The organism is Paenibacillus whitsoniae, from assembly GCF_003955665.1.
Lineage (GTDB): Bacteria > Bacillota > Bacilli > Paenibacillales > NBRC-103111 > Paenibacillus_E > Paenibacillus_E whitsoniae.
Genome location: NZ_RXHU01000034.1, coordinates 138599 through 162137, shown reverse-complemented (window position 1 = coordinate 162137; position 23539 = coordinate 138599). Strand labels below are relative to the sequence as shown.

Here is a 23539-nt window from a genome sequence, read left to right as displayed (position 1 = left end):
ATCGAATCCTCGCTTTCATGTCGGTTATTCCGACTATTGAATTAGTATAACGAGTGGACGTCGGGAGGGCAAGACTGAAAAGACGGAAATACAAGTTATTTTAAGGGAATATATGGTGTTGCAGAGCTAGATTGGGAGATTCCAGTAAAAATGGGTAAAAATCGCGCAGAATGAGTTTGGACAGAACTGTCGTGAATATTGTACCTTTTAGATATGGGAACGTATGTTTGGTGTATTGTATTAGCGTTCACGTCGGAAATACAAGACGAAAATAACGGAGGGACTGCAATGCTAAATATTCATGATAAGCAAAGAGTGATAACTGGAAAGGTGAGATTCATGCAGCTCAAGCTGCATGCTGCCAGCAACTGCAATCTGGAGAAAGACACAGCGAATCATATCACGATGCTCATTCCCAAGACAGACGCGGCAACGAAGCGGAAAATGGATGCAGCCGTTCATAGTGCGATTGAAGAAGGTGTACGGGTTCGTTGGCAAGATACGAACTGCCTGACAGTTTCGAGTCCTGTTCGCGATGGCGATACCATGACAGATCAGGTGTACAAGGGGCACTGGGTATTGACGGTGACAGCCGGACCCGGCGAAAAGCCAGGGATCGTGGACAGGGATTTCCAGCCTATATTGAATCCAAATGACATTTATGCCGGTATGTATGGGCGGGTGTCGCTCTATTTTGCGGCGGAGGGACTTGCTTCGAGAACTGGAATCGGGGTGTATGTGAAAAACATTCAGAAGTTGGATGACGGCCCTGATCTGGATGATGGCCAAGCTAATCTGGAGGTGGATTTCATTGAGTCTGCATGATTTGCTGCTTCAATATATGAAAACCGTTCAAGATCTCAAGGCTTTGAAAGGCCAGGCCGAACGTCAAGAGGATCAAAAACTGCTCGCCGAAATGATCAGTGACTGTGAATACGTTATTCACTGGCTAAGGACAGGGCGAGCGCCGGGCAACCGCAGGGGCGTAGAGCGGCGTTCGGTCTACGAGCTTACCAAAGTGTGGGATCCCAGCTGGTTTGAGAGCTTTACAGGCTTCCCCATTGCGCCTTCTGAGCGGGAGTTCACGGCTCAAGAGGAGTTCGGCCTGCACGATGCCATGGCCGCGCTCTCGGAGAGAGAGCGTCAGTGCTACATTTTGCACATCGGATTTGAGTTCAGTTGGGAACAGGTCGCGCGGGAATTAAACATTACGATTCGTACTGTGCGTACGCATTACCAGCGAGCCGAGCAGAAGATTGAGCATGTGAGAAAGAATCTACTTACAAAAAGTTAGTTTGTCGCACGTTCGCCCCTATATAGTGTAAGATGAGAACATAAGTTCGCTAAGGAGGTGATGAACGATCATTGTCGATCAGATTATGGCAGGCATTGCCGCTTGCCTCGGCGAGACGGTGGCTGGTATTCCGGTTTATACCGAAGAGCCGGGAAGCCAGGAATCGCATCTGTTCGTCGCGTTGACGAGCAGCGAACAAATCGGCGGTTTGGATCGAAGGAGCAAGCGCGTCATGCAGTTTTGCATTTCCTTTTATCCGGAGCCGGAGAGCTTGACGAAAAAGGCCGATTGCCGGGGCGTGGCTGAGCAGCTTTTTGAACCGCTTGGGAACATAGGGGCAGGCGAGCAACCCTTTCGCTTGCACACGATGAAGTATGAAATCGCCGAGGATGTCCTCCGCTTTTATGTAACGGCGGATGTTCATGTGATGCGAGAAAAAGCGGCGCACCCTCAGACGATGAAGCTTGAACAGGAGGTTCGCGTATGAACCAGGAACTCGAAGCGGGACGAGAGCCCGTATTTACGAAAGAGCAGCTATTGCGCTCGACCCGGTGGGCAGGGACGCTGAAAGATGTGCTGAAGTCTCAGCTCGCAGACGGCGAAAGCTACACCCACCAACAGGTGGAACAGATGATCACAACATTTTTGAAAAGGACGGTGCAGTAAGATGGCAGGTGGAACTTTTACAATTCAAAATAAGGTGCGCCCGGGCGCATATTTTAATTTCGCAAGCAGCAGTTCGTTGGGCACGCTGGGAGATCGCGGCATCGCGACGATGGCGCTCGCGATGAGCTGGGGCCCGGCCAAGCAAGTGCTTGAAATTCATGCAGGCGATAATGTTAAGGCGCTGCTTGGTTATGATGTGACGGACAGCAAGCTCGTCTTGGTCAAAGAGGCGCTGAAGCGGGCCGGCACGCTGCTGCTCTATTGCTTGAACAGCGGAACGAAAGCTGCTGTTACGGTGGATGGCCTGACGGCTACAGCGAAGCACGGTGGGGAGCGCGGCAACCAATTGAAAGTGACGATTCAGCCGAACGTCGATACGCCTTCCAAGTTTGACGTTACGACGCTGCTCGGTTCGGAGGTCGTGGACAAGCAGATCGTAGGCACCATTGCGGAGCTTGCGGCGAATGCCTGGATCGATTGGAGCGGGGAAGGCGATCTGACCGCTACAGCCGGCGCAGCCTTGACCGGCGGAGCCGACGGTACGGTGACGAATGCCGACCACGTCGATTATTTGACGGCGATTGAGGTTTACGATTTTCAGACGATGGCGCTGCCGTCGAGCGATGCGGCGCTGAAAGCGACGTATGCGGCATTTGCCAAGCGTTTGCGGGATGACGAGGGCAAGAAAATTCAGGTTGTCCTCGCGAACTATCCAACAGCGGATTACGAAGGCGTGATCTCCGTCAAAAACGGGGTTGTTTTGAGCGATGGAACGCATCTTGATGCCGTGTCAGCCACCGCTTGGGTAGCAGGGGCCGCAGCCGCAGCGCAAGTGAATGAAACGCTCACCTACCAGGCGTATGACGATGCGGTGGATGCGAACCCGAGGTACACGAACAGCCAAATCGAAACGGCGTTGAAATCCGGCGAGTTCTTGTTCACCCATAACAACGGCAAGGCGATCGTGGAGCAGGATATTAATGCTTTGACGTCGTTTACTGTGACGAAGGGGACCGTGTTCGCCAAAAACCGTGTGCTTCGCGTCCTGGATGCGATCAATAACGATTTGAAGCGGATTTTCGAGCGTTTTTATATCGGCAAACTTGATAACAACAGCGATGGTCGCAACCTTTTGAAGAACGAATATGTGAAGTACTTGGAATCCCTGCAGGAGATCGGTGCGGTGCAAAACTTCAATTCGCAAACAGACATTGTCATTGGTCAAGGCGAATCGGCAGACAGCGTACTCGTTGAAGTATCCGTACAGCCGGTTGATGCCATCGAAAAAATTTATACGAAAGTACAGGTGAACTAAGATGAGTTTCCTTTATGCGAAAGATACCATTTCCGGGCAATCCGCTCGCGCTTACGCCACGATTAACGGTTCGGTCGAACTGATGTTTTATGCCAAGAAATTCGAGGCGAAGGTGAAGAAAAACAAGAAAGAAATCAAGACGCTCGGCAAACGCGGCACGCAAAACAAAGCCAACGGCTTCAGCGGAACCGGCAGCATGACGATTTATTACACCACTTCGCTGTTTCGTAAAATGATGCTGGAATACACCAAGAACGGTGTTGACGTGTATTTTGACGTGCAGGTGACCAATGAAGATCCGAGCTCCTCGATCGGCCAGCAGGTGACGACGGTCAAAAACATCAACCTGGACGAAATTACGATCGCTGCTTTCGACGTTGAATCCGAGGCCATGGAAGAAGAAGTGACCTTTACGTTCGACGATTGGGATATGCCGACGGAATTTTCTGCGCCTACATTAGGCTAATTCATAGAGGGAGGGTACTGGCATGAGTGAAATGAGTGTATTTTTGGCTGGCAATGTCGCGGTGGAAACGACTGAGGAGTTCGTCGTCTCCGAACGCTTTAAGGATAGCGAGGGCAGACCGGTCGCTTGGGTGCTTCGCTCCATAACGGAGGAGGACAACGACGCGATCCGCAAATCGGCTACCAAGCGCAGCAAAAGCAAAGGCGGCCAGCAGGTGGCAGAAGTAGATCAGACGGATTACTTGTCCAAGCTCGCAGTGGCCTGCGTCAAGTTCCCGAATCTGAAGGATGCGGACCTGCAAAAATCGTACAGCGTGCTCGGCGCGGAAACGCTGATCCGCAAAATGCTGCTCGCCGGCGAATATGCGAACCTGCTGCTCAAGGTGCAGGAAATCAACGGCTTTGATAAAGACATGAACGATCTGGTCGACGAGGCAAAAAACTAATCGAAGGAGGATGGGGCACGGACGGGGAACGGTGCGAGCCGGACCCGACCGCTGTCCTCCTGTACTACGCCTTGTTTAAACTAAGAAGGCTGCCTCACGAAATTTTGCAGCTGCCTCGGACCGAGCGGGCCTTCGTGTTCGCTTCGCTCCAGGTATTTGCGAAACGCGAGGCGGATGAATCCAAAAAGACTCGGAAATAAAACGCCTCTTGGAGGCGTTTTGTTTGCGGGAAAGGAGTGTCGGATGGCGACGGTTAGTAATAGCCTTAAATTGTTTAGCAAAGCCACGCTTGTCTTGGATACGGCTAAAACCATGGTTCAAGCATGGTGGCTAAAATCCCGTATTGGGGCAATGATGGGGAATTTTCAGTCAAAAATTCAAGTGGATATTCCCGTTGCGTTGATGGCATTTTTGACAAAAGTCAACAAGCTGCTTGAAACGATTATGAGCACTGTAAAAAAATTGGCGGTGCTGGTTGGGAACATTAAATTCGGCCGCGATGGCAGCACTGCAGGCAGTAAGGCGCTCAAAGCATCTAAAGGCAAAGCTGCAGTTGCACTTGATACCGACAAAACGATGACACAGGCCACATCCCTGCGTTCTCGTATTTCAAGTACGTTAGGGACTTTTCTATCGAAAATTCGTATCAATTTTCCATTAAACTTACTTACCTTTTTATTAAGGGTTGCCAAGCTGGTTGGTCCTATTTTGAATATATTTAAAGTCCTTTCGGCGCTAAAAGGTGTGGTTGGGGCTCTTCTTGGAGGCGTTGCCGCTGGTATGAAAGCTCTTCTTGGGGGAGTCGTCACTGGCGTGAAAGGTCTTCTAGGCGGAGCCCTCACTGGTGTGAAGGGCCTTCTTGGAGGGGCCTTTGCCGGGGTAAAATCACTTTTCCGAGGTAAAGGCGGGATGCCTGCACCTGCTGCGGGCGATAAACTGGCTGCAGCCGCACCTGATGGTGCTGCTAAAGCTGGCAGCGGTATACTAGGCCTGGCAAAAGGCGCAGCAAACTTCCTGATCTCGAACGGGGGCAAGCTTGCCGAGAAGACGATTATTCCCAATATGGAACAGCAAGATCTGTTGTACATGTTTCAGGCTCGAACTGGCAACGACAAAGTTGGTTCTGCCATGTTTGCTAAATTCAAAAAAGAAGCGATTGCAGCCGGCGCTGACGTCAATCAATCTTTGAAAAATACACTATCTTTTCTCCCGGTTGCACAAAATACGAATCACTTGTCCAAAATGAACACAATGGCGCAACGGCTTAACGCTTTCGGGGGCGGTGAAGATTTTGAAGGCGCAGCTTCGGCTGTTAGAGACGCGGTGACAGGCGATACCGGAGCCTTGGAAAGTGACTTCCATATTTCCAAAGCGGCCATCAGCCAATCTAAGCTAGAAGATTTGGGGAAAAGCGGAGATGTGGAAGGTGCTATGAAAGCGTTGGATCAATTGATGGAAAAGCAAAACATGGGCCAGGCTGCCTATGAAAAATTAATGAGCAGCCCGATGAATCAGATCCAAACGATGAAAAACGGCATCCAATCCGCAATGTCGGATGCGGGTCAAGGGGCGACGGCAGCGCTCATGCCGCTCATTCAGCTTTTGAATACGGCCTTTCAAAGTGGTAAGTTCCAACCGTATTTCGACGCTTTGTCCGTGGGGTTGCGTGGAGCGGCTTTAATTTTTAAAGCGCTGGTAGAAGCGGCTCTAGCTGTGTCGACTGCGATTCAAACACATTGGCCATTAATTAGTAATATTCTAACAGCTATCGCTGTTGCTGTTATTGCTGGGTTGGTTGTCAGCTTGTGGATGGCAGTGCCGCCGCTAATTGCCCAAGCCATCGCGTGGCTTGCGATCAACTGGCCGATTTTATTGATTATGGCTGCGGTCGGGGCACTTGTGTATATTTTGATGCAGTGTGGAGTCACGACGGAGCAGGTTGTGGGGTTCATAGCGGGGAGTTTTATGGTTCTCATTGGCGTGATCTGGAACGTTATTGCAGGTATTTCAAATGGTTTAGTTGGCTTTGCCGAAATCATGATTAATGCCTTCTTCTCCGTGAAAAATGCATGCTACGAATTGGCACTCACCTGGGCGCAAGCGGCGATTAACATGTTGCGGAACGCAGAAACATTTGCAGGCGGTTTTATGAAAGGAATTATTGGAGCCATTAATCTTGCTTTGAAAGGTTTTAACTGGCTTCTGGATTTTTTGAATAGTAAATTCGGCACAAATCTTGAACCGGCTAAGTTGTTTGAGGAGCCAAATGTTCATGCGATAAGCGATTCCATGCAAGCGATGCTGGACGGCATGGACAAACCGATGGAACAGAAGGTGGACTTCTCCGGCGCCAAGATGGGCTACAAAAACCTCAAAAACGAGTTCGACTACGGCTATAAAGGCGGCACAGATTTTATGAAAAATCTCTCGTTCAGCATGCCGAGCCCGGATATGTCGGCTCTCGACGGCTGGATGAACCAGAACGCTATCATTAACCGGGTCAATGAGGTCGGTTCCATCGACGACACCGTAGACATCTCCAGCGAGGATCTGAAGGTCATGCGCGACTTAGCCGAGATGAAGAGCATTCAAAACTTCGTCTCCCTCACGCCGACTGTCCAGCTGACAGGGGATATTCATAACAATAACACGGGCGATGTCGAGGATATGCTCGGTCAGATTGTGGAAGCGTTGCAAGTGGAAGTCTCCAGTTCCGTGAGCGGGGTGATCGCGTGAGTTATGAAATTCACTTGAGCTTCAACAACAACGAGGAAGGGTTCCAAATTCCTGTCAACCCCGAAACGATTGAGCTAACGGCCAGCGGCAATGGCAAAACGTACGACATCATCGGACCGAACGGAGGGACGAATGAAACACGTGCGGGCGAAATCAACGTGATTACGAGCCCGAAACTGAGGGAGGTGTCGTTTAGCGGCATTTTTCCAGCCAAGTTGTATCCGTTCGTGACGAGTGAGAAGCTCTATGAACCGATGTATTATGTGAAGTTGATTGAAAAATGGATGGCGACCAAACATCCGATCCGGTTTGTGTATGGCGCGCATTATGAGCAGCATCTGGTTGAGCAGTATTTTCGAGGAAATGATATTAATTTTCCGGCTTCGATTGAAAAGTTCAGTTGGAAAGAGGATGCGGGGAGCTCTGGAGATCTGGAATACTCGCTGTCGCTGAAGGAGTATGTATTCTACTCGGCGCGCAGAGTGGTGGTCAAAACAGACAGTAACGGTGAGTCGGTTGCGATTTCTCAGCAGAAGCGTCGGCCCGATGATCGCATCAGGCCGGAAACGTACATGCTGAAAGACGGAGAGACGCTGTTGGATGTGTCTAAGAAGTTTTATGAGACTCCGAATGGGGACCCGGACAGTTCACGATACTTGGATATCCAAAAGCTAAATAAGCTATCGGATGCGGATGTCAGAAAATTAAAGGCGGGCACGCTGATCAAGCTTCCTGCCCATTGAGGTGCTGCCATGTTAACGTTAGAGATTGACAATCGGGACGGAATGATGTGGGAGCCTCCTTTTGCCGAGGTGACGGTGAAAACCAGCAGGGTTGGCAAGGCTTCCCGGTTGGATTTTACCCTCTTGAAGGGAGGGATCTATGAAAGCGATGCTTTTAAGTATGCGCCCGGCAACGTGGTGCGCTTGCGGTATAACGAGCAGCCGCTGTTCTACGGCTACATTTTTGTCGTCGACGATGGCCGAGACAACGGCGTCAAAATTACCGCTTACGATCAAGTTCGGTATTTGATGGGGAATGAGACGTATGTTTTTAAAAATATGACAGCCACAGAGATCATTCAGAAGATTGCCGATGATTTGGAACTAAAAACCGGAAAGCTTGCCGATACGGCTCACAAGTTCCCTCAAAGGCTGGAGGACGGCACCAAGCTGCTGGATATGATTTGCGATGCTTTGGCGGATACGACAGTTGCAACGGGGAGATCTTACGTTTTTTACGACGATTTCGGCGAGTTGGCGCTGCGGGATATTGCGGATTGGAAATTGGATTTTTCCATCGGCGATGAGAGTCTTGCGCTCGATTATAGCATGCAGCGATCCATTGATTCCGATACGTACAACCGCATCAAGCTCGTTCAGGACAATAAAACGACGAAATCGCGGAGCCTGTATGTCGCTCAGGATCTCGGGAATATCGCCAGGTGGGGGCGGCTGCAATTTTATCAGAAGGTTAATGAGAAGCTGAACGAAGCGCAGATTAAGCAAATGTTGAATAACTTAATTGAGCTGAAAAACCGTGAAACGCGCACCTTCTCCATAGATGCCATTGGGGAAATTCGGGTGCGGGCCGGCAGTTCTGTATCGATCAATATCGGGGAGCTAGGGCTGAACAGTTATTTTCTGGTGGATGAATGTACGCATAAGTTTAGCGGGGCCGACCATACCATGTCACTAGAATTGAGGATATACGACTATGAAAAAAATAGCGGAACTGAACAACCTAATTAAACAGGTTGGCGTTGGGGCGACGGAGGCGGGGAAGCCGCTGCAGCTCCTTTTTGCAAAAGTCACAGGGATTGATCCTCTAGAGGTGTTCGTTGATCAACGATTCGCGCTCGATGAGGATTTTTTGATTGTGCCTGAGAGTCTGACGGCATATCGGGTAGAGAGTGAGGCGCTGCCGGAACCGCTGGTTATTCGTCGCGGCCTTGAGGCCGGGGATGATTTGATATTGCTTCGCTTGCAGGGCGGTCAGCAGTTTTTGATTTTGGATCGGGTGGTGTCGGCATGATTCCTTCTGGGGGAGTTGGCAATAAAGTGCTGCAGCAAGTTGAGGAGCCTTCTGTAACCTATGCGCTCGATCCGGTTGCGGGGCGAATCATTGGGCGTGTGGACGGGTTGGAGGCGGTACGGCAAGCGGTATATAAAATTTTGCAAACAGAGCGATTTACGTATTTGATTTATGGGCCCGACTACGGTTGCGAGCTGCAATCACTTATTGGGAAGAGTGCGGTTTTTGTTCGGACTGAGCTTAACCGGCGGATTCAAGAGGCGTTGCTCCAAGATGATCGGATTAAAGCTATTGAAGATCTGACGATTCGTCTGAATGGTGATTCCGCAATCGTAACGTTTACGGTTATCACGATCTATGGGAATTTTGAAATGAGGAAAGAGGTGTAACGCCGATGTATGAATCACAAAGCTACGCGGTCATTTTGAGACGCATGTTGGATCGGATCCCGGACGATGTGGACAAGCGCCAGGGGAGTATGATCTATGATGCTTTGGCGCCTGCGGCTTCCGAGCTTGCCCAGCTTTACGTCGAATTGGACATGGGACTCCGTTCTGTATTTCCGCAAACGGCTGTAGAGGATCATCTGGATGATTTAACCGAGCCGTTTGGCCTGACGCGAAATCAGGCGACTTACGCAGTAAGGAAGGGCGTGTTTGCAGGGGCTGCAGGCGTTCTGCTCGATGTACCTGTCGGGAGCCGGTTTTCCATCTCGGGAGTGACGTATGCGGCCGTTTCGAAAATAGCTGCCGGCCAATTTGAAATGCGCTGCGAGACGCTAGGCGTTGTCGGAAATCAACACTATGGCACCATGCTGCCCATCGATTACATTGCCGGACTGGTGAGTGCGACCCTGTCGGATGTGCTCATCCCCGGCGCCGGGCGGGAGAGCGACGCTAGTTATCGGGCACGTTTCTTCTCGGAGGTTAGGGAGCCAACAACGAGCGGCAACAAGGCGAATTATAAAAAATGGGCTTTGGAGGTCGACGGCGTAGGCGGCGCGCAGGTGATTCCGCTGTGGGACGGACCTGGCACAGTCAAAGTTATTATTATCGACACCAACAAGCAGCCGGCGAGTCCGGCGCTCGTCTCGAACGTCCAGGCTTACATTGACCCGGGCGCTGGCACTGGGGACGGCCAAGCACCAATCGGTGCTGCCGTGACGGTCGTCGCTGCAACAAGCGTCGAGATTAACATCACAGGGACAATCTCATTAGACGGCTCGAGAACACTTTCTCAGGTGCAAATCGATTTTGAATCAGCGCTGACCGAATACCTAGCCGATATTGCCTTTAGCTCCGACCCATCTGTGAAATATGCGCGCGTCGGGGCTATGCTGTTGAATGTGGCTGGCGTGGCCGATTATTCGTCGCTGTTGCTCAATGGAGCTAGTGGGAATGCAAGCATTGATGCCGAAGCTCTAGGTGTTTTGGGGACGGTGACGCTAAGTGTCTGATGTCAATATTACAAGTCCGGCTGGCGCCAGAATGCTAAATGAGCTGCCGCAATTTTATGACAGCATTTATGAGACGAGAGCCCTTGTTCAAACAGAGGGCGTGGAGGTAGACGACTTGTCCACTGTACTCAGTGGTGTAGTTGACCAGGCATTTGTTGATCGAGCAACATGGGGGCTTTCGTATTGGGAGGAGTTCCTTGGTATCGCTACGGACATTGCAAAGCCATACGATCAACGGCGATCAGTGATTAAATCAAAGATCAGGGGGACGGGAACTGTCACGGTCAACCTGCTAAAGAAAGTGGTAAGTAGTTATCAAAATGGAGAAATTGATGTCGCGGAAAACCCGTCTCTGTATCAAATTACAGTGAGGTTCTCTGGCGTCCTCGGTTCGCCTCCTAATATTAGCGACGTCTATGCTGCTGTGGGCGATATTGTACCGGCACATCTCGAAGTTGTTTATACATTTCGATACCTCTCTGTTTCCGAGGTAGAAGCGCTTACGATTGACCAGCTTGAGCACACAGTGCTCGACTATCTTGCATGGGGGTGATGTGGTATGGCCACGCCTACTACTCCGAATCTTGGATTAAACAAAGTTGACCGTAGTTCACCAACGACGACCTACGTTAACCTGAAAACGCTGATTGATGACAATATGGATGCTTTAGATGCAGCGGTTGCGGGGAAGGCCCCAAAGAATAATCCGGTGTTTACTGGCAGCGGAGTTATGTTGCCAGCCGATCCAACTGCAGCCATGCATGCGGCGACGAAGCAGTGGGTTGAGGCGCAGGTTGCATTAGCTAAAAAATATGCGCCGTAAGGGGTGAAATACTGAATGGCTTCTAGCTTACTTACTTATGTCGAAATGTTCCCAAGCGGGGCCGACTATACTATACAGGATTTTTATTATCTTAGTAATGGTTGGGTTTTTTACACAAATAGAACCAATAATAATAGATTACAATTTTGGGTTTCCCAAGACAAGGGAGCGTCATTCTATTTACATTGTTGGGTTGATCTTACTTCAACATCAGTTATGGTGAAATCTTACATTACGGTTTGTGATACGTATGTTCTTGGAACGTCAGGTGGTGCGGGTTCTTATGATACTGTTTCTATTGGCGGCTTCGATATGGCGGCAATTACAGTGGGTTCCCAAGTTACGTCAGCTAATTCGTGGTCAAGAAGTCTCGCCTACGGGTATGTTCCAACGGCGGCTTATCCCGTCATGGCATCAAACGGCAAAATATTTGTTTCCGTAACCTATCATGACGGAGAAAGTGGGGACACATACACATACAGTCTATACCAAGGTACTTGGAATGGTACATTTTCATTGTGGAGAACGTCATCGTACACGCCGCAATATGGTATGGCCGAGCCTGTAGAATTAGGCGGATATGTTTATTATCCAGTGTATTCATACCCAAATTACATGATTGGAAAAATTGACTCTAATGCAATGACGTATACAGAAATTGCATACCCGTCCGTTGCTTCTGCTTCTCCTGTAGGCGGTCAATTATTTGTAAATCCAACAGACAACAAACTTTACCATGTGATACTTACAAATTCAGGCGGTACGATTACTATAAACCGTTTTGACGGTTCATCATGGACGCAAACACTTTCGACAACGCTCGGCGTTGCGGGAAGCTATTACTACCATTACATGATGGACAGTTCAGGCACAATTCACATTTATTTTATTATTACAGGCGGTTCAACGGGTACGGTTTATTACAAAACAATCACGAACAACGGAACGGTCGGAAATGCGCCTATATTAATTGGTTCAACGTATACGACTTATAACGGATTCGTCAAACATTCTAACGGAAGTGTTGGGTATTCTCCTATCGTTGGTGCTTCTTACCGAGCATCATCAACAGGCGCAAGAGTATTTACTTATGTCGCTAATACAGCACCGAACGCGCCAACAGTAACAAGCCCGACAGCATACGCAAATACGCGGACGCCTACAATTTCATGGACATTTAGCGATCCAGACAGTGGGGACACGCAAGCGGGGTTTGCCGTTAGTATTGTCAACAGTTCCTACACAGTGCAGCTATGGGACTCTGGTTATATCGCGGGGGCTGCAACGAGTTACACGATACCCGCAGGGGTTATAACAGCGGATGGGAATTATTATTTTAGGGTCAAGGTGTGGGACGCATCAGGCACGGTTAATATCGCCAACGGAGCGGGGCCAGATCCTAATTTCGGCGGGAGAAGTACGCCGACATTAATTGATACAGTAATTCCCAATCAACCGACGCATACAATTGGAACCGTAACAGGCACGACAGCAGCAATTACATTTTCCGCGTTTAGTGATCCGGTGCCGAGTTCAGGGCAAGCGGGCGGCGCTTATGTATGCGTTGATAATGCGGCCGGAAATACAAGGATACAAACTACACAAATGGCTGTTGGTCAAACGTCATACACGATAACAGGACTAACGGCTAACACGCAATACCGCGTTTACGTGGTTTACCAAGATAACGCGGGAAATTGGGGCATACCTAGCGCCGCCTCAACAGTTACAACCGACACATTAGCGCCAAACGCGCCGACGCAAACAAACGGCGTAGTATATGCGACTTCTAACGGCGTTTCGTGGTCAGCTTTTAACGATCCCGCGCCATCGTCCGGCCTGCTGCTCACAACCCTGTATTTACAGCAATGGAACGGGAGTTCATGGATTAACGTGTCCGGCTATCCTAAATCGGTTGTCGGCCTTACAAACAACATGACAGGGTTAACACCTGCGACACAGTATAGATGGGGAGTGACGTATACGGACAACGCCGGAAATGTTAGTACGTTGAACTATACGACATTCACAACGAACAGCTATTCCGTTTCGACATCGGTCAATCTATCAGCCTTGGGCTATACGCTCAACAAGCGACCTAAATTTAAGTTTACAGTAACGGATGCCAACGACGCCACATTGACTAATTTTCAAATTCAGGTGAGCGCCGTCAATGACTTCTCTTCGACGCTAATTGACACAACGTCAAGCGCTGTTTCTGCGGGTTGGAGCGCGACCAGCTTACCAAGCGGCAGCATAGGCTATTATACGCCGCAAGCTGATTTGTCAACGGGCACACGTTACGTCAGGATCAGGGCGTACGATGGCAAGGATTGGGGGACGTGGAGCGCGACGGCGGCATTTACGATTCAGGCCGTTTCGTGGCCTACTGTCATTGTGGCAGACGATACAGCGATTAGCAAGCGTACGATAGATGATTTGCGAACAAAAGTTAACGCAATCCGACAGGCGCGGGGCTTGGCTGCTGCAGCATGGACAGATACTTCGATTCAAGACTGGACGAACGGGGCATCGGCCACAAACGTCAGGGCTGTCCATTTAATTGAGTTGAGACAGGCAATCACGGACATTTACACAGTGCTGTCTACGGCAGCACCTTCATGGGCACCTGATACGGTGATCGACACGACGAAGAACCGCAAAGGCCAACATTGGCTAGATTTAAGAACGGCGCTATTGGGTACGTAGGTGGAAGCAATCATACTATTGATGTAAATAAAGACGGCTATCCGTGAATTCGGTTCAGTCGTCTTTTTCATTCCTGTAACTTTACGAAAATTACATGTTCGAGGGCTTTACGATTTTCGCAGCCAACTTGTTAACTAGAAATGGAGGTGGTTGAGGATGGAAAAAAGTATCGCGTCGACATTGTTTGTAGCATTGGGAGCCTATGCATTCGGGGGGTGGACGAGTTTGTTAGTTTTATTGGCGATAGCCGCAGGTGTCGACTATATCACCGGCGTTCTTGCCATGATTAAATCGGGTCAGCCGCAAAGCAGCATCGGCTTCTGGGGGCTTATTAAAAAAGCGCTCATGTTTACCGCAATCATGCTCGCGCATCGGCTCGACCAGGTTCAAGGAACAACGATAATTATGCAGGGGGCTATTTATTCATTTTTAGCGAACGAATTGATTTCGATCAGTGAAAATTACGGCAAGCTGGGGCTGCCGCTTCCCAAGCCATTGCGAGAAGCGATTCGGCTAATCAAAAGTAAAGTCGGTGGCACATCCAAATGAACATGATTGATTGGTGGAACAAGGCCAGGGAAGCTAGCCTGGAAATAGGCTGGTTTCCGACAGTCATTTTAGCCCAGTGGCAGCTTGAAACCGGCAACTTTACGAGTTCAAATCTGCGCGTCAACAATAATATCGCGGGCCAGACGTGGCAGCCTTATATGAGTCAGTCCCTGAAGGGGACGCCCCGCCCTGCCTCCGAAGGAGGCTTTTATATCAAGTATGATGACCCTATTGAGGGATATGTGGATTTTATTCTTCAAAACAGACGGTATGCCGACGTCAGATGGAAGTTGACTGAAATGGATCAGATCCAGGCGATCGCTGCCGCGGGATGGGCGACAGATCCTAATTATGCGAACAAGTTGGTTAAGATTCTGATCAGCAACCAACAGCAAGGCTTTACACTGCAAAGAGCGGAGGAGGAAAGCTTGAAATTAGACCCGGGTGTCGCAAATACGATTATCAATACGTGGATTGGACCGGCTTGGCACGAAGCGGATAAGGCACAAAAGGCGTGCCAAGACGACGCAACAGCAACGGACAAGTTGCAAGAGCAGAAGACCTACTATAACTGGCTTGCGAACCAACTAAGGCTTGCAGCGGGTCTTCCTTTTGAATAGAGCTCCGTCCCGAGACCGAGATCACAGGGACCTGTGGACGGTTCTACAACCCCTAAAGACATGCTATGCTTATATATAACGAATTTAAACGGTGATACCTTGGAGGTTATGTACGATGCACAAACGGAGCTGGCATAACGGGATGTGGGAGACGAGTAGGTGGAATCAACGGGAGATTGATTATCAGTGGCCGTCGCCGTCGCTTCCGCTGATCAGCATTCGGATCGGCGGAGCGCACACGGGCAGGAAAAAGGTGGCCATCGGACTTATCGCAGTCGGGGATATCGCGATTGGCCTGATTTCAGCCGGAGGCGTAGCCTTCGGGCTCATATCGATTGGGGCCGTTGCGATTTCTTGGCTGCTGTCTTTGGGTGCCGTTGCGGTCACGCATTACTTGGCAGGAGGGGCTGTTGCCGTCTCCGGTTGGCTATCCGTTGGGGCGGTCGCCATAGGACATTGGGCCGCAGGCGCTGTTGCCATCGGGGAAGCGGCGCTAGGCGCGGTCGCCATTGGTCAAACCGCGGTAGGTGTCATCGGCATTGGCGAATCGGCCTATGCCATTGTAGCGATCGGTCAGCACGGGATTGGATTGATACCGATTCTAGGCGATTTTTTTAACTGGATCAAAGGTCTTTTTCGAGCGTCGTAATCAGTATGAGGTGCCTTTCGAGAGGCTGGTTATCAAAACCTGCAAATAAGCAGGAACTTTCCTAGTGTGCCGCATTCGTGTGCCCCTCGCTTTCCGCCCCGCAGGATTCATATGCCCACCACAGCAGGTACCAAAGTAGTTTTCTTTCCAGTAAGCACCATGCCTTTGGGCGGGAGTTGGCGCATATTTGCCCCCCGCTTGCTTCACTCTATGAAGGATAACAATGGATTCCTGAAGGAGAGAGAAGCGCATGTGGAGGATATGGAAAGCAGCGGCGGCTGGCGGTATGGTCTTTGTGCTCTTAACGGTGACGGCCTGTGGGAAGGATGGAGCAAGCCCAAGCAGTACCCCATCGCCGACGACGAAGCCCAAAGCTCAGTCGACAACGAACGGCAATTCGGCGCGCAGCTTATCACGGAAGGGCGGCGGCATTATCGCGCAAGGAACTAACGAGGATGCGGTCATTCCCATTAAGGTGATCGGCAGCACCAACTATATTCCGGTTTCGCAGCTCATTCAAACGCTTAATTACCAATCCAATTGGGAAGACGGCCACACGAAGCTGCAGATTGGCGATAATGATGCGAATTTCGAACTGATCATGAATACGAACAAAGCGGTAAAAGACGGCGCTGAAATCCAGCTCGGACATGCGGTCGTCCAAGAAGGCGACAATGCCTATTTGCCAGTATCTGCGGTAGGGGATCTGTTTCAGGATGATATGTCGTTCGAAGTGAGAAATCAGGAATTGCGCATCCATCCTTCGACCATTTCGACGCCTCCGAACGAGGACGCTCCTGATCCGGCCGGTACTTCGCCCGATTTGGACTTCAACGATGATCCTGCAGATCCGTTCCGCGGCGACGAGAATGCGGAAGCCTTAGGCCCACAGCTAGACAAAGCCCTGCCGGCCTGGACAACATGGGGGAATGAACAGGACATCCCTGTGCTGAAAAATGTGAATATCAATGCCATGATTCAAAAAGGCAAGCAGTATCTCGGGGTGAAATATCTTTTTGGAACGGGGCCGTACCCGAAAACCGGACGCTTCGATTGCTCGACTTTCACGCAATACGTATACGGCAAGTACGGCGTCAGTCTGCCGCGGGTAGCGCGCCAACAGGGCACGCGCGGCAATTTGGTTAGCCGAAAGTCGCTGCGTAAAGGGGACTTGATGTTTTTCTACGTGCCGGGCCGTTTTAAATCGAATCGTACCGTCGGGCATGTAGGGATCTATATCGGGAATATGCGTATGCTCCATGCTTCTCCTGAGCCAAAGAACGGCGTACAGATCACGGATATTAATAAAGCATACTGGAAAAAAACGTTTCTGAAAGCAAAAAGAATTGTATATTAATCCGATTGCGTCTATCCTTAGGGATAGACTTTTTTTCTTTCTGTATGGTTGTTAAGCTAACTATTTTTACGAAAAATGAAACATTTGTGACTTTCGTGCGTTTTAATTATCAGTTTGAATTAATCGTGTAAGGCAAGGGAGGAAATCAGTATGACGATTACGCTTTATGAAAAGCTTCCAGATGGCGAGCTTCGCAAAATCAGCGACCGCCCGTGGGATGAAAAGGTGATTCAATCTTTGCAGTCAGCCAATTATATTTACATTGATGGAAAAGAGTATGAAATGATCGAGGGACGGTTGAACCTGGATTTGTATGTTTTTGAGCTTTTGTTGGTCAAAGCAGGCTCCGATGAGGGAGGGGCTGAAGCGTGAAACGACCGCTTAAAGTATTCTCAGCCTCGCTAACGCTTTTGCTGGCAGGTCAATTGATGCTGGTCTCGGCGACTAACGCGGCGGAATCGCCATCACCGGCTGCAAGCGGGGCTACACTGGTAGAGTGGTCGACCGATGAGGTCAAAGCATATTACGACCCGACGGTAGACTGGAGTTTGCCGATTCCAGACGAAGTGGGAGCCGGTTCACCGACACCGACACCGACACCGACACCAACGTCAGGGTCCAACTCCAGCAACAACACGACCATTATTAATAATAACGGCTATGGCTACGGAGGTTCCCATTTCGGCTGGGACGATCTGCTGCTGTACCATTTGATTTTTAACAGCATGCGGCCGTATTCTTCCAGCGGATGGACAAATACGCACACGACAACCTATTATCGGTCGAACACGCCATATGTGAGCAAGAAGTATCAACCGAGCCAATTCTCGAATAAAACGACGACAAAAGTGCCGACAACATCCAGCGGAACAGGGACGTTCACGGTGAATAAAACGAGCGCAAGCAAGTCAAGCAGCGCCAGCACGCCAAAGAGCGGCAGCAGCACCGGCTCCAGCAGCGCCGGCACGGTGAGCGGCAGCAAAACGACCGGCACAACGTCAGGCAGCAGTACCGGATCAAGCGTATCCAGTTCCAAAACCGGCACGAGCACAGGGTCCAATTCCAGCTCAAACACGAGCTCCGGCACGAGCTCAAGTACCAAATCGAGCTCAAGTTCCAGCTCTAGCTCCAGTTCTTCCTCGAAATCGACCTCGACGTCGTCAGGCAGCATCGGCGGCAAATCGAGCGGATTCAGTTCGAGCTCCAGCTCCAGTTCAGGGAGTTAATCACCTATGGTATTTCAGCTTATCGGAACGCCGGCAGCGGATCGTAAAGAAAGGGTTCGGCAGCTGGCTCAACTCGGGTTCACCTGGGCCGACTTGGAAGAGGAAGCGTACTGGATCGATCAATTGGTGTGCATGGAGCGGGATGTCTATGAAGAGTTGATTCGGGCCGCGGAAAAGCTTTGGCTGATTTTTGACAAAGCTGCACGTTATGTGCAAGGCAATAGAGAGTTTTACGCACACCTGAGCATCCCCGAAGTGCTGTGGGATGGCTTGGATCGGCTGCCAATGAACGAAAAGGGCTATATCAGCCGCTATGCCAGATTTGATTTTAGCGTGAATCAGTATGGAGAAATCAAGCTCCTGGAGCTGAACAGCGACACGCCGACGGGCTATGTGGAAGCCGCTATCGCCACGCCTTGGCTGTGTAAGCAATACAGAGTGGACTCGCCCAATGTGGCGATGAAAGATTACATTCACGCGGCATGGGCGAAGGAAGCGCCGGATTATGCTTCATGCATCGCGTACGGCGCGCATTTGGAGGATTCCGGGACGATCGATGCACTGGTCAAGCACAGCGGCAGAAACATTACCTGTCTGGATGTATTGGATCTTTGGGTCGACGAAGGCATCGTTCGAAGCGGTCAGGATCATATCATTCGTAAAATGTTTGCGCTCTATCCGAAGGAGTGGATGGGCGTCGATGACGGCGGCGAAGCGCTGTCTTATGCGATTGAGGAGGGGTTCATCGAGCTGTTTAACCCGCTACACGCCGTTATTTTGCAGTCGAAAGGGCTGCAGGCTTTGATCTGGGAGCTGCAGGAGCAGGGCGAGCTCTTTACGGAAGAGGAGCAGCTGTATATTAAGGCTTACATGCTGCCTACGTATACGGAGCCGGTGTTGGCCGGCAATTATGTGTCCAAAGCGATGTTCGGCCGAGAGGGCGGCTCAGTGGAGCTGTATAACCAGGAGGGCGAACTTGAGCAAAAGGATGACGCAGGTTACGATACGAGCGTTTTTTTCAAAAGGGTGTATCAGCAGCGGGCTGATCTTCCCGAGCTTCAGTTTGCCCATGGCAGCGGGCATTTGCTCACCGGGCTGTTTATGCTAAACGGAACGCCTTGCGGCCTCTTGGGAAGAGCAGGCGGTATGATTACAGGAAATGCAAGTCAATTTGTTGGAATTGGAGTGAGTTCAGCTTGAAGCATGAAGGGTTATCAGGCAAGATTCTCAAGTTGATCGGAATTATTGCGATTATCTGGTTATTCGTGTGGGTTTGCCAAACGATCTATTCGAAAGCGAACCCGGAAAGCAAGAGCGTGGCATCGCGTGCCGAGACCGCCGCACCAGCAACGGTGCCGTGGGATTATCAAATTCAAGAAGCGAAAGTGGGCAGCATAGATGGCGGGGATCTGATTCTGGCTCCGGGAAATGGCCGGATTTCCAACGATCAGAACTTGGCAGTCGGCGACTCCCTATGGGTCATGGATTATAAGCAGGCTACGACGGATGCTGACGGCAAAAGCACGGTTTCCGATTGGAATCCGATTAAAACATTTAAAACCAAAGAAGATGCGGAGAAGGATTTAAGCGAGCTGAAAGTGGAGATTAAAACAGACGTTAAGCTGATCGGCGTGTACAAAACGGAGCAAAGCGGCAAATTCCGCTACTTTGCAGTCGTAGAGCTGCCGACGGGGCAGGCTGTGAAGCAGCCGATTACAGAAGCGAACTACAAAGATTTTAAGAATAAAAAAGAGGTTGGCGTTGTGCTGGAGGAAGTGCACGATTACAACAATTATGATGAATCCATGGCCAAATTTCGGGGGTGGGCGCAATGATCGCAGTTAATATTTTGATTAGCTTGGTGGTAATCGTGGTTTTACAATTCGCAGGGATGTTCGTGTTCAGTCTCATGACCCCTTTCCGTGACATGGAGGAAATCAATAAAGGCAACGTCGCCGTGGGCATTACGATGGGCGGCAAATTCATAGCAACTGCCATCATTCTTGGAATTGCCGCCTATACGAACTCGTCCATCGCACATATGAGCCTTTGGTTTGCGGTAGGGTATGTATGTTTGATTGCGTCCTATTGGGTATTCGATTGGGTAACCCCCAAATTTAAGCTTTCTGATCAGTTAGAAGAAGGGAATGTTGCCGTCGGAATCCTGCTTGCTTCTGTCTATATCGGGATTGCGATCGCGGTAAGTTCCCTGATTATTTAAACCCAGATGGTGGCGATTTCAACGTCGACCAGTTGGCTTAGATCCAGGAACTGGTTGTTGATCTTTATGAGCGGCCGGAAAAAATCGCTAGGATTGGTCATGACGATTGCACCTTCTCTCCCGTCGCTCAGCACCACCTTTTTCCCGATAAAATTCGGGATCATGTTACGGATAAACACCTGCGTGATTTTCGGATCCAATTCACCGAAGCTCATTTTGTGGAGTTCACGCAGCACGAAGAGCAGATCGCGCTTGTCGCGGTATACGCGTTTGGAAATCATGGCGCTGTAGACATCGGCCACCGCAACAATACGGGAATAGGAATGGATGTCCGTTCCGGATTTGCGAAGCGGGTAACCGCTTCCGTCCATACGCTCATGATGCTGCAGCGCAACAAGCGCAACCGTTTCGTCCTTCAGCGATTTGCGGATAATGTCATAGCCGTAGATGGTATGCTTCTGAATTTCATTAAATTCATCCGCCGTCAGTTTGGACGGCTTATTTAGAATTTCCGGGGGAATTTTACATTTTCCGATGTCATGCAAGTAGCCGGCTTTTCCAATGAGATGCGCTTCTTTCTCGCTTTTGTTCATCCATTTGGCCAAATAATAGGAGAGCATGCCGACCTGAACGCTATGCTGCAAGGTGTAGTCATCCGTACTGTTCAACGTAAGCAGCAGGGAGACGACATCTTTTTCCTCCTTGATATCCTCGAGGAGCGGATTGAAAGCGGATTCCACTTCATCGTCATGAATAGCAGACCCGCCTTGAATCGATTCAAATAGCGATTTAATGCCAGTGATTGCGTTTTCAAATAAACGAAGCTGGGTGTTATGTATAGGCCGGTCAGCCTCTTGGGAGGGAGCCGGCGCCGGATCGTCTGTCCTTGGGTAAATCTCGACATAATCGACGTTGTGACGATTGAGCATATGAATGTCTGATGAATCCAACACCGTACCGGCCGAAATGAGATGAAGTCCTACCGAATTGAAGGAATCGGAAATCAATTTGTCGCCAACGATCAACTGAAGCACATGAACACGCATAGAAGCTCCTTTCCAAGTCCTAGACTCATGTAGGTCTATGTAGGTATATAGTAGTTATACTACATCCCAATATAACGGCTGTAAAGACTTTTGGCGTGAATGACATCATCCGTTCCTTGAACGACAACCCGCCCGCCCGGGAAAAGGACCATTTGAATGTCCGGGGTCGGACTGAATTTTAGCAGAAAGCGATTCTTTTCCACCGGTCCGAGAGGTTGCAGGCGAGCTTCCCAATAGTCAAGCGGCTGGGAATGGGGAACAACGGGTAAAATTTGCACAGAATTTCTACCACATAACGACTGAATCGTATCGCTGTCCACGATCGCGTCCAAATAGTCATACTGCCCCTTCGCACAGGCCGGGCAATCGGCTTTTCTAGCCCCTCCGACACGGATGGCGGACTGTTGGTTGAACCATAAGTCCCACTGTTGCATGCCTAAATTAAGCTGCTCTCTGGCCCCGACCAGCAGCTTTAGCGCTTCTGTCGCTTGGAACGAAGCGACAAAATGAATAATGCCGCCAATGACCCCGGCGGTATCGCACGTATCCGTCGTTCCGGGAGCGGGCGCTCCTGCAAACAAGCAGCGCAGGCAAGGCGTATCGCCAGGCAGAATGGTGAGTGCGACGCCTCTTGAAGCGACAGCGCCGCCGTAAATCCAGGGAATGCCGTGCTTCTGGCTGACATCGTTCAGCAGGAAGCGGACGTTGAAATTATCGGTACCGTCGAGAATGACGTCAACGTTCTGCAGAAGCGACTCCGCATTCAGTGCATTGAGATCCGTGACGTGTGGCTCAATCACGACCTGCGAATTGACTCGGGACAAGCGTGCGGCTGCCGCGATCGCTTTCGGCGTGGTGGAGGCGGCATCTTCCTCGTCGTAAAGCATTTGCCGCTGGAGATTGCTGCTATCGACAAAATCGCGATCGATGAGTCGTATAAAGCCAACGCCCGCTCGGACCATATGGTTCGCCAGCACGGTGCCTAATGCACCCATGCCGACGATCGCGACACGGCCGCTCCCCAGCTTGCGCTGCCCTTCCGCTCCGATCGGCGCAAAGAGCACCTGACGGGAATAACGTGCATCAATGTCAGCGGCATCGGTAGGTTGATCTGTAAGATGAGATGAATCTAAGGTCATCGCGGTTAGCTCCGTTCTTCTTGGGAGACTGGGGGCTGGAGCGGATTCCAAGGGCCGGTTTGGCTGCCCTTCCATTCCGAGCCGTCTTCCCAAATTTCTTTTTTCCATATCGGTACGATTTGTTTCAAGCGTTCAATCGCATAACGGCTTGCTTCGTAGCAATCCGCGCGATGCGGGGACGAGACGGCGATGACGACGCTCGCTTCCGCAATGGCGACTTGGCCAAGGCGGTGCGTAATGGCGCACAGCGTCCCGGGCCAACGGGTGTCGATTTCTTCGCCGATCGCTGCCATTGTTTTGAGTGCCATCGGTTCGTAAGCTTCATATTCGAGCAGCACGGTGCGTTGGCCGAATGTCAGCTCGCGGGTTGTCCCGATAAAAGCGAGAGACGCCCCATGGTTGGGGTGGTTCACTTTCGCTGCCACGGAGGCGGCATCGATTGCCTCATAAGTGATTTCATACAAGGCGGGCTGTCCGCCGGAAACGGGCGGAATGAGCGCCAGCTCGTCCGCTTCGGAAACCAGCTCCTGATCGCCTGCATAGGCTTGATTGACAGCCAAAAAGCAGATGGCGAGCTGCGGCGCCGCATCGGGGAAGTCGCGCGTCAGCTGCTTTTTCAGCGCCTCTACGGTAATGGACGGAGCCTCAATCTGTATGTGAAGGACGTTCGTCCCTAGTAGATCGACAAGACCTGCAAAAACTTGAATCGATAGGTTCATAGCTGCTGCTCCTAAAGGTTGGTGTTAGAATCCCTTACAGCATATCATATTTTGGCCTGAAAATGGTAT

The 23539-nt window shown here is 50.5% G+C and carries 28 protein-coding genes; 25 read left to right on the top strand and 3 right to left on the bottom strand.

What is annotated here, in order from left to right:
• Positions 1–288: 288 nt before the first annotated feature.
• The 25 genes from EJQ19_RS13090 (at position 289) to EJQ19_RS12970 (ending at position 20566) form a co-directional block, all read left to right on the top strand.
• Entirely contained in the window at positions 289–825 is a 537-nt protein-coding gene (locus EJQ19_RS13090) for an ssDNA-binding protein (RefSeq protein ID WP_164716524.1), read from the top strand.
• Positions 812–1294: a sigma factor-like helix-turn-helix DNA-binding protein gene (locus EJQ19_RS13085; protein WP_164716522.1), complete on the top strand. Its 483-nt coding sequence runs from the start codon at positions 812–814 to the stop codon at positions 1292–1294. Before EJQ19_RS13090 ends, EJQ19_RS13085 begins: the two co-directional genes overlap by 14 nt.
• A gap of 85 nt (positions 1295–1379) precedes the next feature.
• Entirely contained in the window at positions 1380–1781 is a 402-nt protein-coding gene (locus EJQ19_RS13080; protein WP_126141671.1) for a phage tail terminator family protein, read from the top strand.
• Positions 1778–1960 (top strand): hypothetical protein, encoded by a 183-nt coding sequence (locus EJQ19_RS13075; protein ID WP_126141670.1) that lies wholly within the window; start codon positions 1778–1780, stop codon positions 1958–1960. Before EJQ19_RS13080 ends, EJQ19_RS13075 begins: the two co-directional genes overlap by 4 nt.
• Position 1961: 1 nt before the next feature.
• Positions 1962–3275: a phage tail sheath family protein gene (locus EJQ19_RS13070; protein WP_126141669.1), complete on the top strand. Its 1314-nt coding sequence runs from the start codon at positions 1962–1964 to the stop codon at positions 3273–3275.
• A 1-nt stretch (position 3276) separates the two neighbouring features.
• Positions 3277–3741 carry a phage tail tube protein gene (locus tag EJQ19_RS13065; protein WP_126141668.1) on the top strand — a complete coding sequence of 155 codons (465 nt, stop codon included), beginning with the start codon at positions 3277–3279 and terminating at the stop codon, positions 3739–3741.
• 22 nt (positions 3742–3763) lie between these two features.
• Positions 3764–4186 (top strand): phage tail assembly chaperone, encoded by a 423-nt coding sequence (locus EJQ19_RS13060; protein WP_126141667.1) that lies wholly within the window; start codon positions 3764–3766, stop codon positions 4184–4186.
• Between the two features lie 243 nt (positions 4187–4429).
• Positions 4430–6922 (top strand): phage tail family protein, encoded by a 2493-nt coding sequence (locus tag EJQ19_RS13055; protein WP_126141666.1) that lies wholly within the window; start codon positions 4430–4432, stop codon positions 6920–6922.
• Positions 6919–7665, top strand: a complete 747-nt coding sequence (locus EJQ19_RS13050; RefSeq protein ID WP_126141665.1) for a LysM peptidoglycan-binding domain-containing protein — start codon at positions 6919–6921, stop codon at positions 7663–7665. Before EJQ19_RS13055 ends, EJQ19_RS13050 begins: the two co-directional genes overlap by 4 nt.
• Before the next feature lie 9 nt (positions 7666–7674).
• Positions 7675–8673, top strand: coding sequence for an XkdQ/YqbQ family protein (locus EJQ19_RS13045; RefSeq protein ID WP_126141664.1), 999 nt, complete (start codon positions 7675–7677; stop codon positions 8671–8673).
• Positions 8639–8956, top strand: a complete 318-nt coding sequence (locus EJQ19_RS13040) for a DUF2577 domain-containing protein (protein ID WP_206438411.1) — start codon at positions 8639–8641, stop codon at positions 8954–8956. Before EJQ19_RS13045 ends, EJQ19_RS13040 begins: the two co-directional genes overlap by 35 nt.
• The gene (locus EJQ19_RS13035; protein ID WP_126141663.1) at positions 8953–9345 is read left to right on the top strand and encodes a DUF2634 domain-containing protein; all 393 of its coding nucleotides are present in this window, start codon (positions 8953–8955) and stop codon (positions 9343–9345) included. The genes EJQ19_RS13040 and EJQ19_RS13035 overlap by 4 nt, the downstream gene beginning before the upstream one ends.
• 5 nt (positions 9346–9350) lie before the next feature.
• Positions 9351–10412: a baseplate J/gp47 family protein gene (locus EJQ19_RS13030; protein ID WP_126141662.1), complete on the top strand. Its 1062-nt coding sequence runs from the start codon at positions 9351–9353 to the stop codon at positions 10410–10412.
• Positions 10405–10965 carry a putative phage tail protein gene (locus EJQ19_RS13025; protein WP_241242880.1) on the top strand — a complete coding sequence of 187 codons (561 nt, stop codon included), beginning with the start codon at positions 10405–10407 and terminating at the stop codon, positions 10963–10965. The genes EJQ19_RS13030 and EJQ19_RS13025 overlap by 8 nt, the downstream gene beginning before the upstream one ends.
• 6 nt (positions 10966–10971) lie before the next feature.
• Positions 10972–11235: a hypothetical protein gene (locus EJQ19_RS13020; protein WP_126141661.1), complete on the top strand. Its 264-nt coding sequence runs from the start codon at positions 10972–10974 to the stop codon at positions 11233–11235.
• Between the two features lie 312 nt (positions 11236–11547).
• Complete coding sequence (locus EJQ19_RS13015) at positions 11548–13944, top strand: fibronectin type III domain-containing protein (RefSeq protein WP_126141660.1); 2397 nt, start codon at positions 11548–11550, stop codon at positions 13942–13944.
• 156 nt (positions 13945–14100) lie between these two features.
• Positions 14101–14493, top strand: a complete 393-nt coding sequence (locus tag EJQ19_RS13010; protein ID WP_126141659.1) for a phage holin family protein — start codon at positions 14101–14103, stop codon at positions 14491–14493.
• Positions 14490–15113: a glucosaminidase domain-containing protein gene (locus EJQ19_RS13005; protein WP_126141658.1), complete on the top strand. Its 624-nt coding sequence runs from the start codon at positions 14490–14492 to the stop codon at positions 15111–15113. The genes EJQ19_RS13010 and EJQ19_RS13005 overlap by 4 nt, the downstream gene beginning before the upstream one ends.
• Positions 15114–15228: 115 nt before the next feature.
• On the top strand, positions 15229–15762 hold the full coding sequence (locus tag EJQ19_RS13000) for a hypothetical protein (RefSeq protein WP_126141657.1): 534 nt from the start codon (positions 15229–15231) through the stop codon (positions 15760–15762).
• Between the two features lie 250 nt (positions 15763–16012).
• Positions 16013–17119, top strand: coding sequence for a C40 family peptidase (locus EJQ19_RS12995; protein WP_126141656.1), 1107 nt, complete (start codon positions 16013–16015; stop codon positions 17117–17119).
• A gap of 150 nt (positions 17120–17269) precedes the next feature.
• The gene (locus EJQ19_RS12990) at positions 17270–17491 is read left to right on the top strand and encodes a hypothetical protein (protein WP_126141655.1); all 222 of its coding nucleotides are present in this window, start codon (positions 17270–17272) and stop codon (positions 17489–17491) included.
• The gene (locus EJQ19_RS12985) at positions 17488–18345 is read left to right on the top strand and encodes a hypothetical protein (protein WP_126141654.1); all 858 of its coding nucleotides are present in this window, start codon (positions 17488–17490) and stop codon (positions 18343–18345) included. Before EJQ19_RS12990 ends, EJQ19_RS12985 begins: the two co-directional genes overlap by 4 nt.
• A gap of 6 nt (positions 18346–18351) precedes the next feature.
• The gene (locus EJQ19_RS12980; RefSeq protein ID WP_126141653.1) at positions 18352–19545 is read left to right on the top strand and encodes a glutathionylspermidine synthase family protein; all 1194 of its coding nucleotides are present in this window, start codon (positions 18352–18354) and stop codon (positions 19543–19545) included.
• The gene (locus EJQ19_RS12975) at positions 19542–20180 is read left to right on the top strand and encodes a hypothetical protein (protein WP_126141652.1); all 639 of its coding nucleotides are present in this window, start codon (positions 19542–19544) and stop codon (positions 20178–20180) included. Before EJQ19_RS12980 ends, EJQ19_RS12975 begins: the two co-directional genes overlap by 4 nt.
• Entirely contained in the window at positions 20177–20566 is a 390-nt protein-coding gene (locus tag EJQ19_RS12970) for a DUF350 domain-containing protein (protein ID WP_126141651.1), read from the top strand. The genes EJQ19_RS12975 and EJQ19_RS12970 overlap by 4 nt, the downstream gene beginning before the upstream one ends.
• Here the strand turns inward: EJQ19_RS12970 and EJQ19_RS12965 are convergent.
• Genes EJQ19_RS12965 through EJQ19_RS32835 form a run of 3 tightly spaced genes read right to left on the bottom strand, consistent with a single transcriptional unit; the run spans position 20563 to position 23470 of the window.
• Positions 20563–21612, bottom strand: a complete 1050-nt coding sequence (locus EJQ19_RS12965; RefSeq protein ID WP_126141650.1) for an HD-GYP domain-containing protein — start codon at positions 21610–21612, stop codon at positions 20563–20565. The genes EJQ19_RS12970 and EJQ19_RS12965 overlap by 4 nt on opposite strands.
• A gap of 59 nt (positions 21613–21671) precedes the next feature.
• A complete protein-coding gene (locus EJQ19_RS12960) occupies positions 21672–22751 on the bottom strand; it encodes a ThiF family adenylyltransferase (protein ID WP_126141649.1) in 1080 nt (359 codons plus the stop codon).
• Between the two features lie 5 nt (positions 22752–22756).
• Positions 22757–23470, bottom strand: coding sequence for a molybdenum cofactor biosynthesis protein (locus tag EJQ19_RS32835; RefSeq protein WP_126141648.1), 714 nt, complete (start codon positions 23468–23470; stop codon positions 22757–22759).
• Positions 23471–23539: the final 69 nt, after the last annotated feature.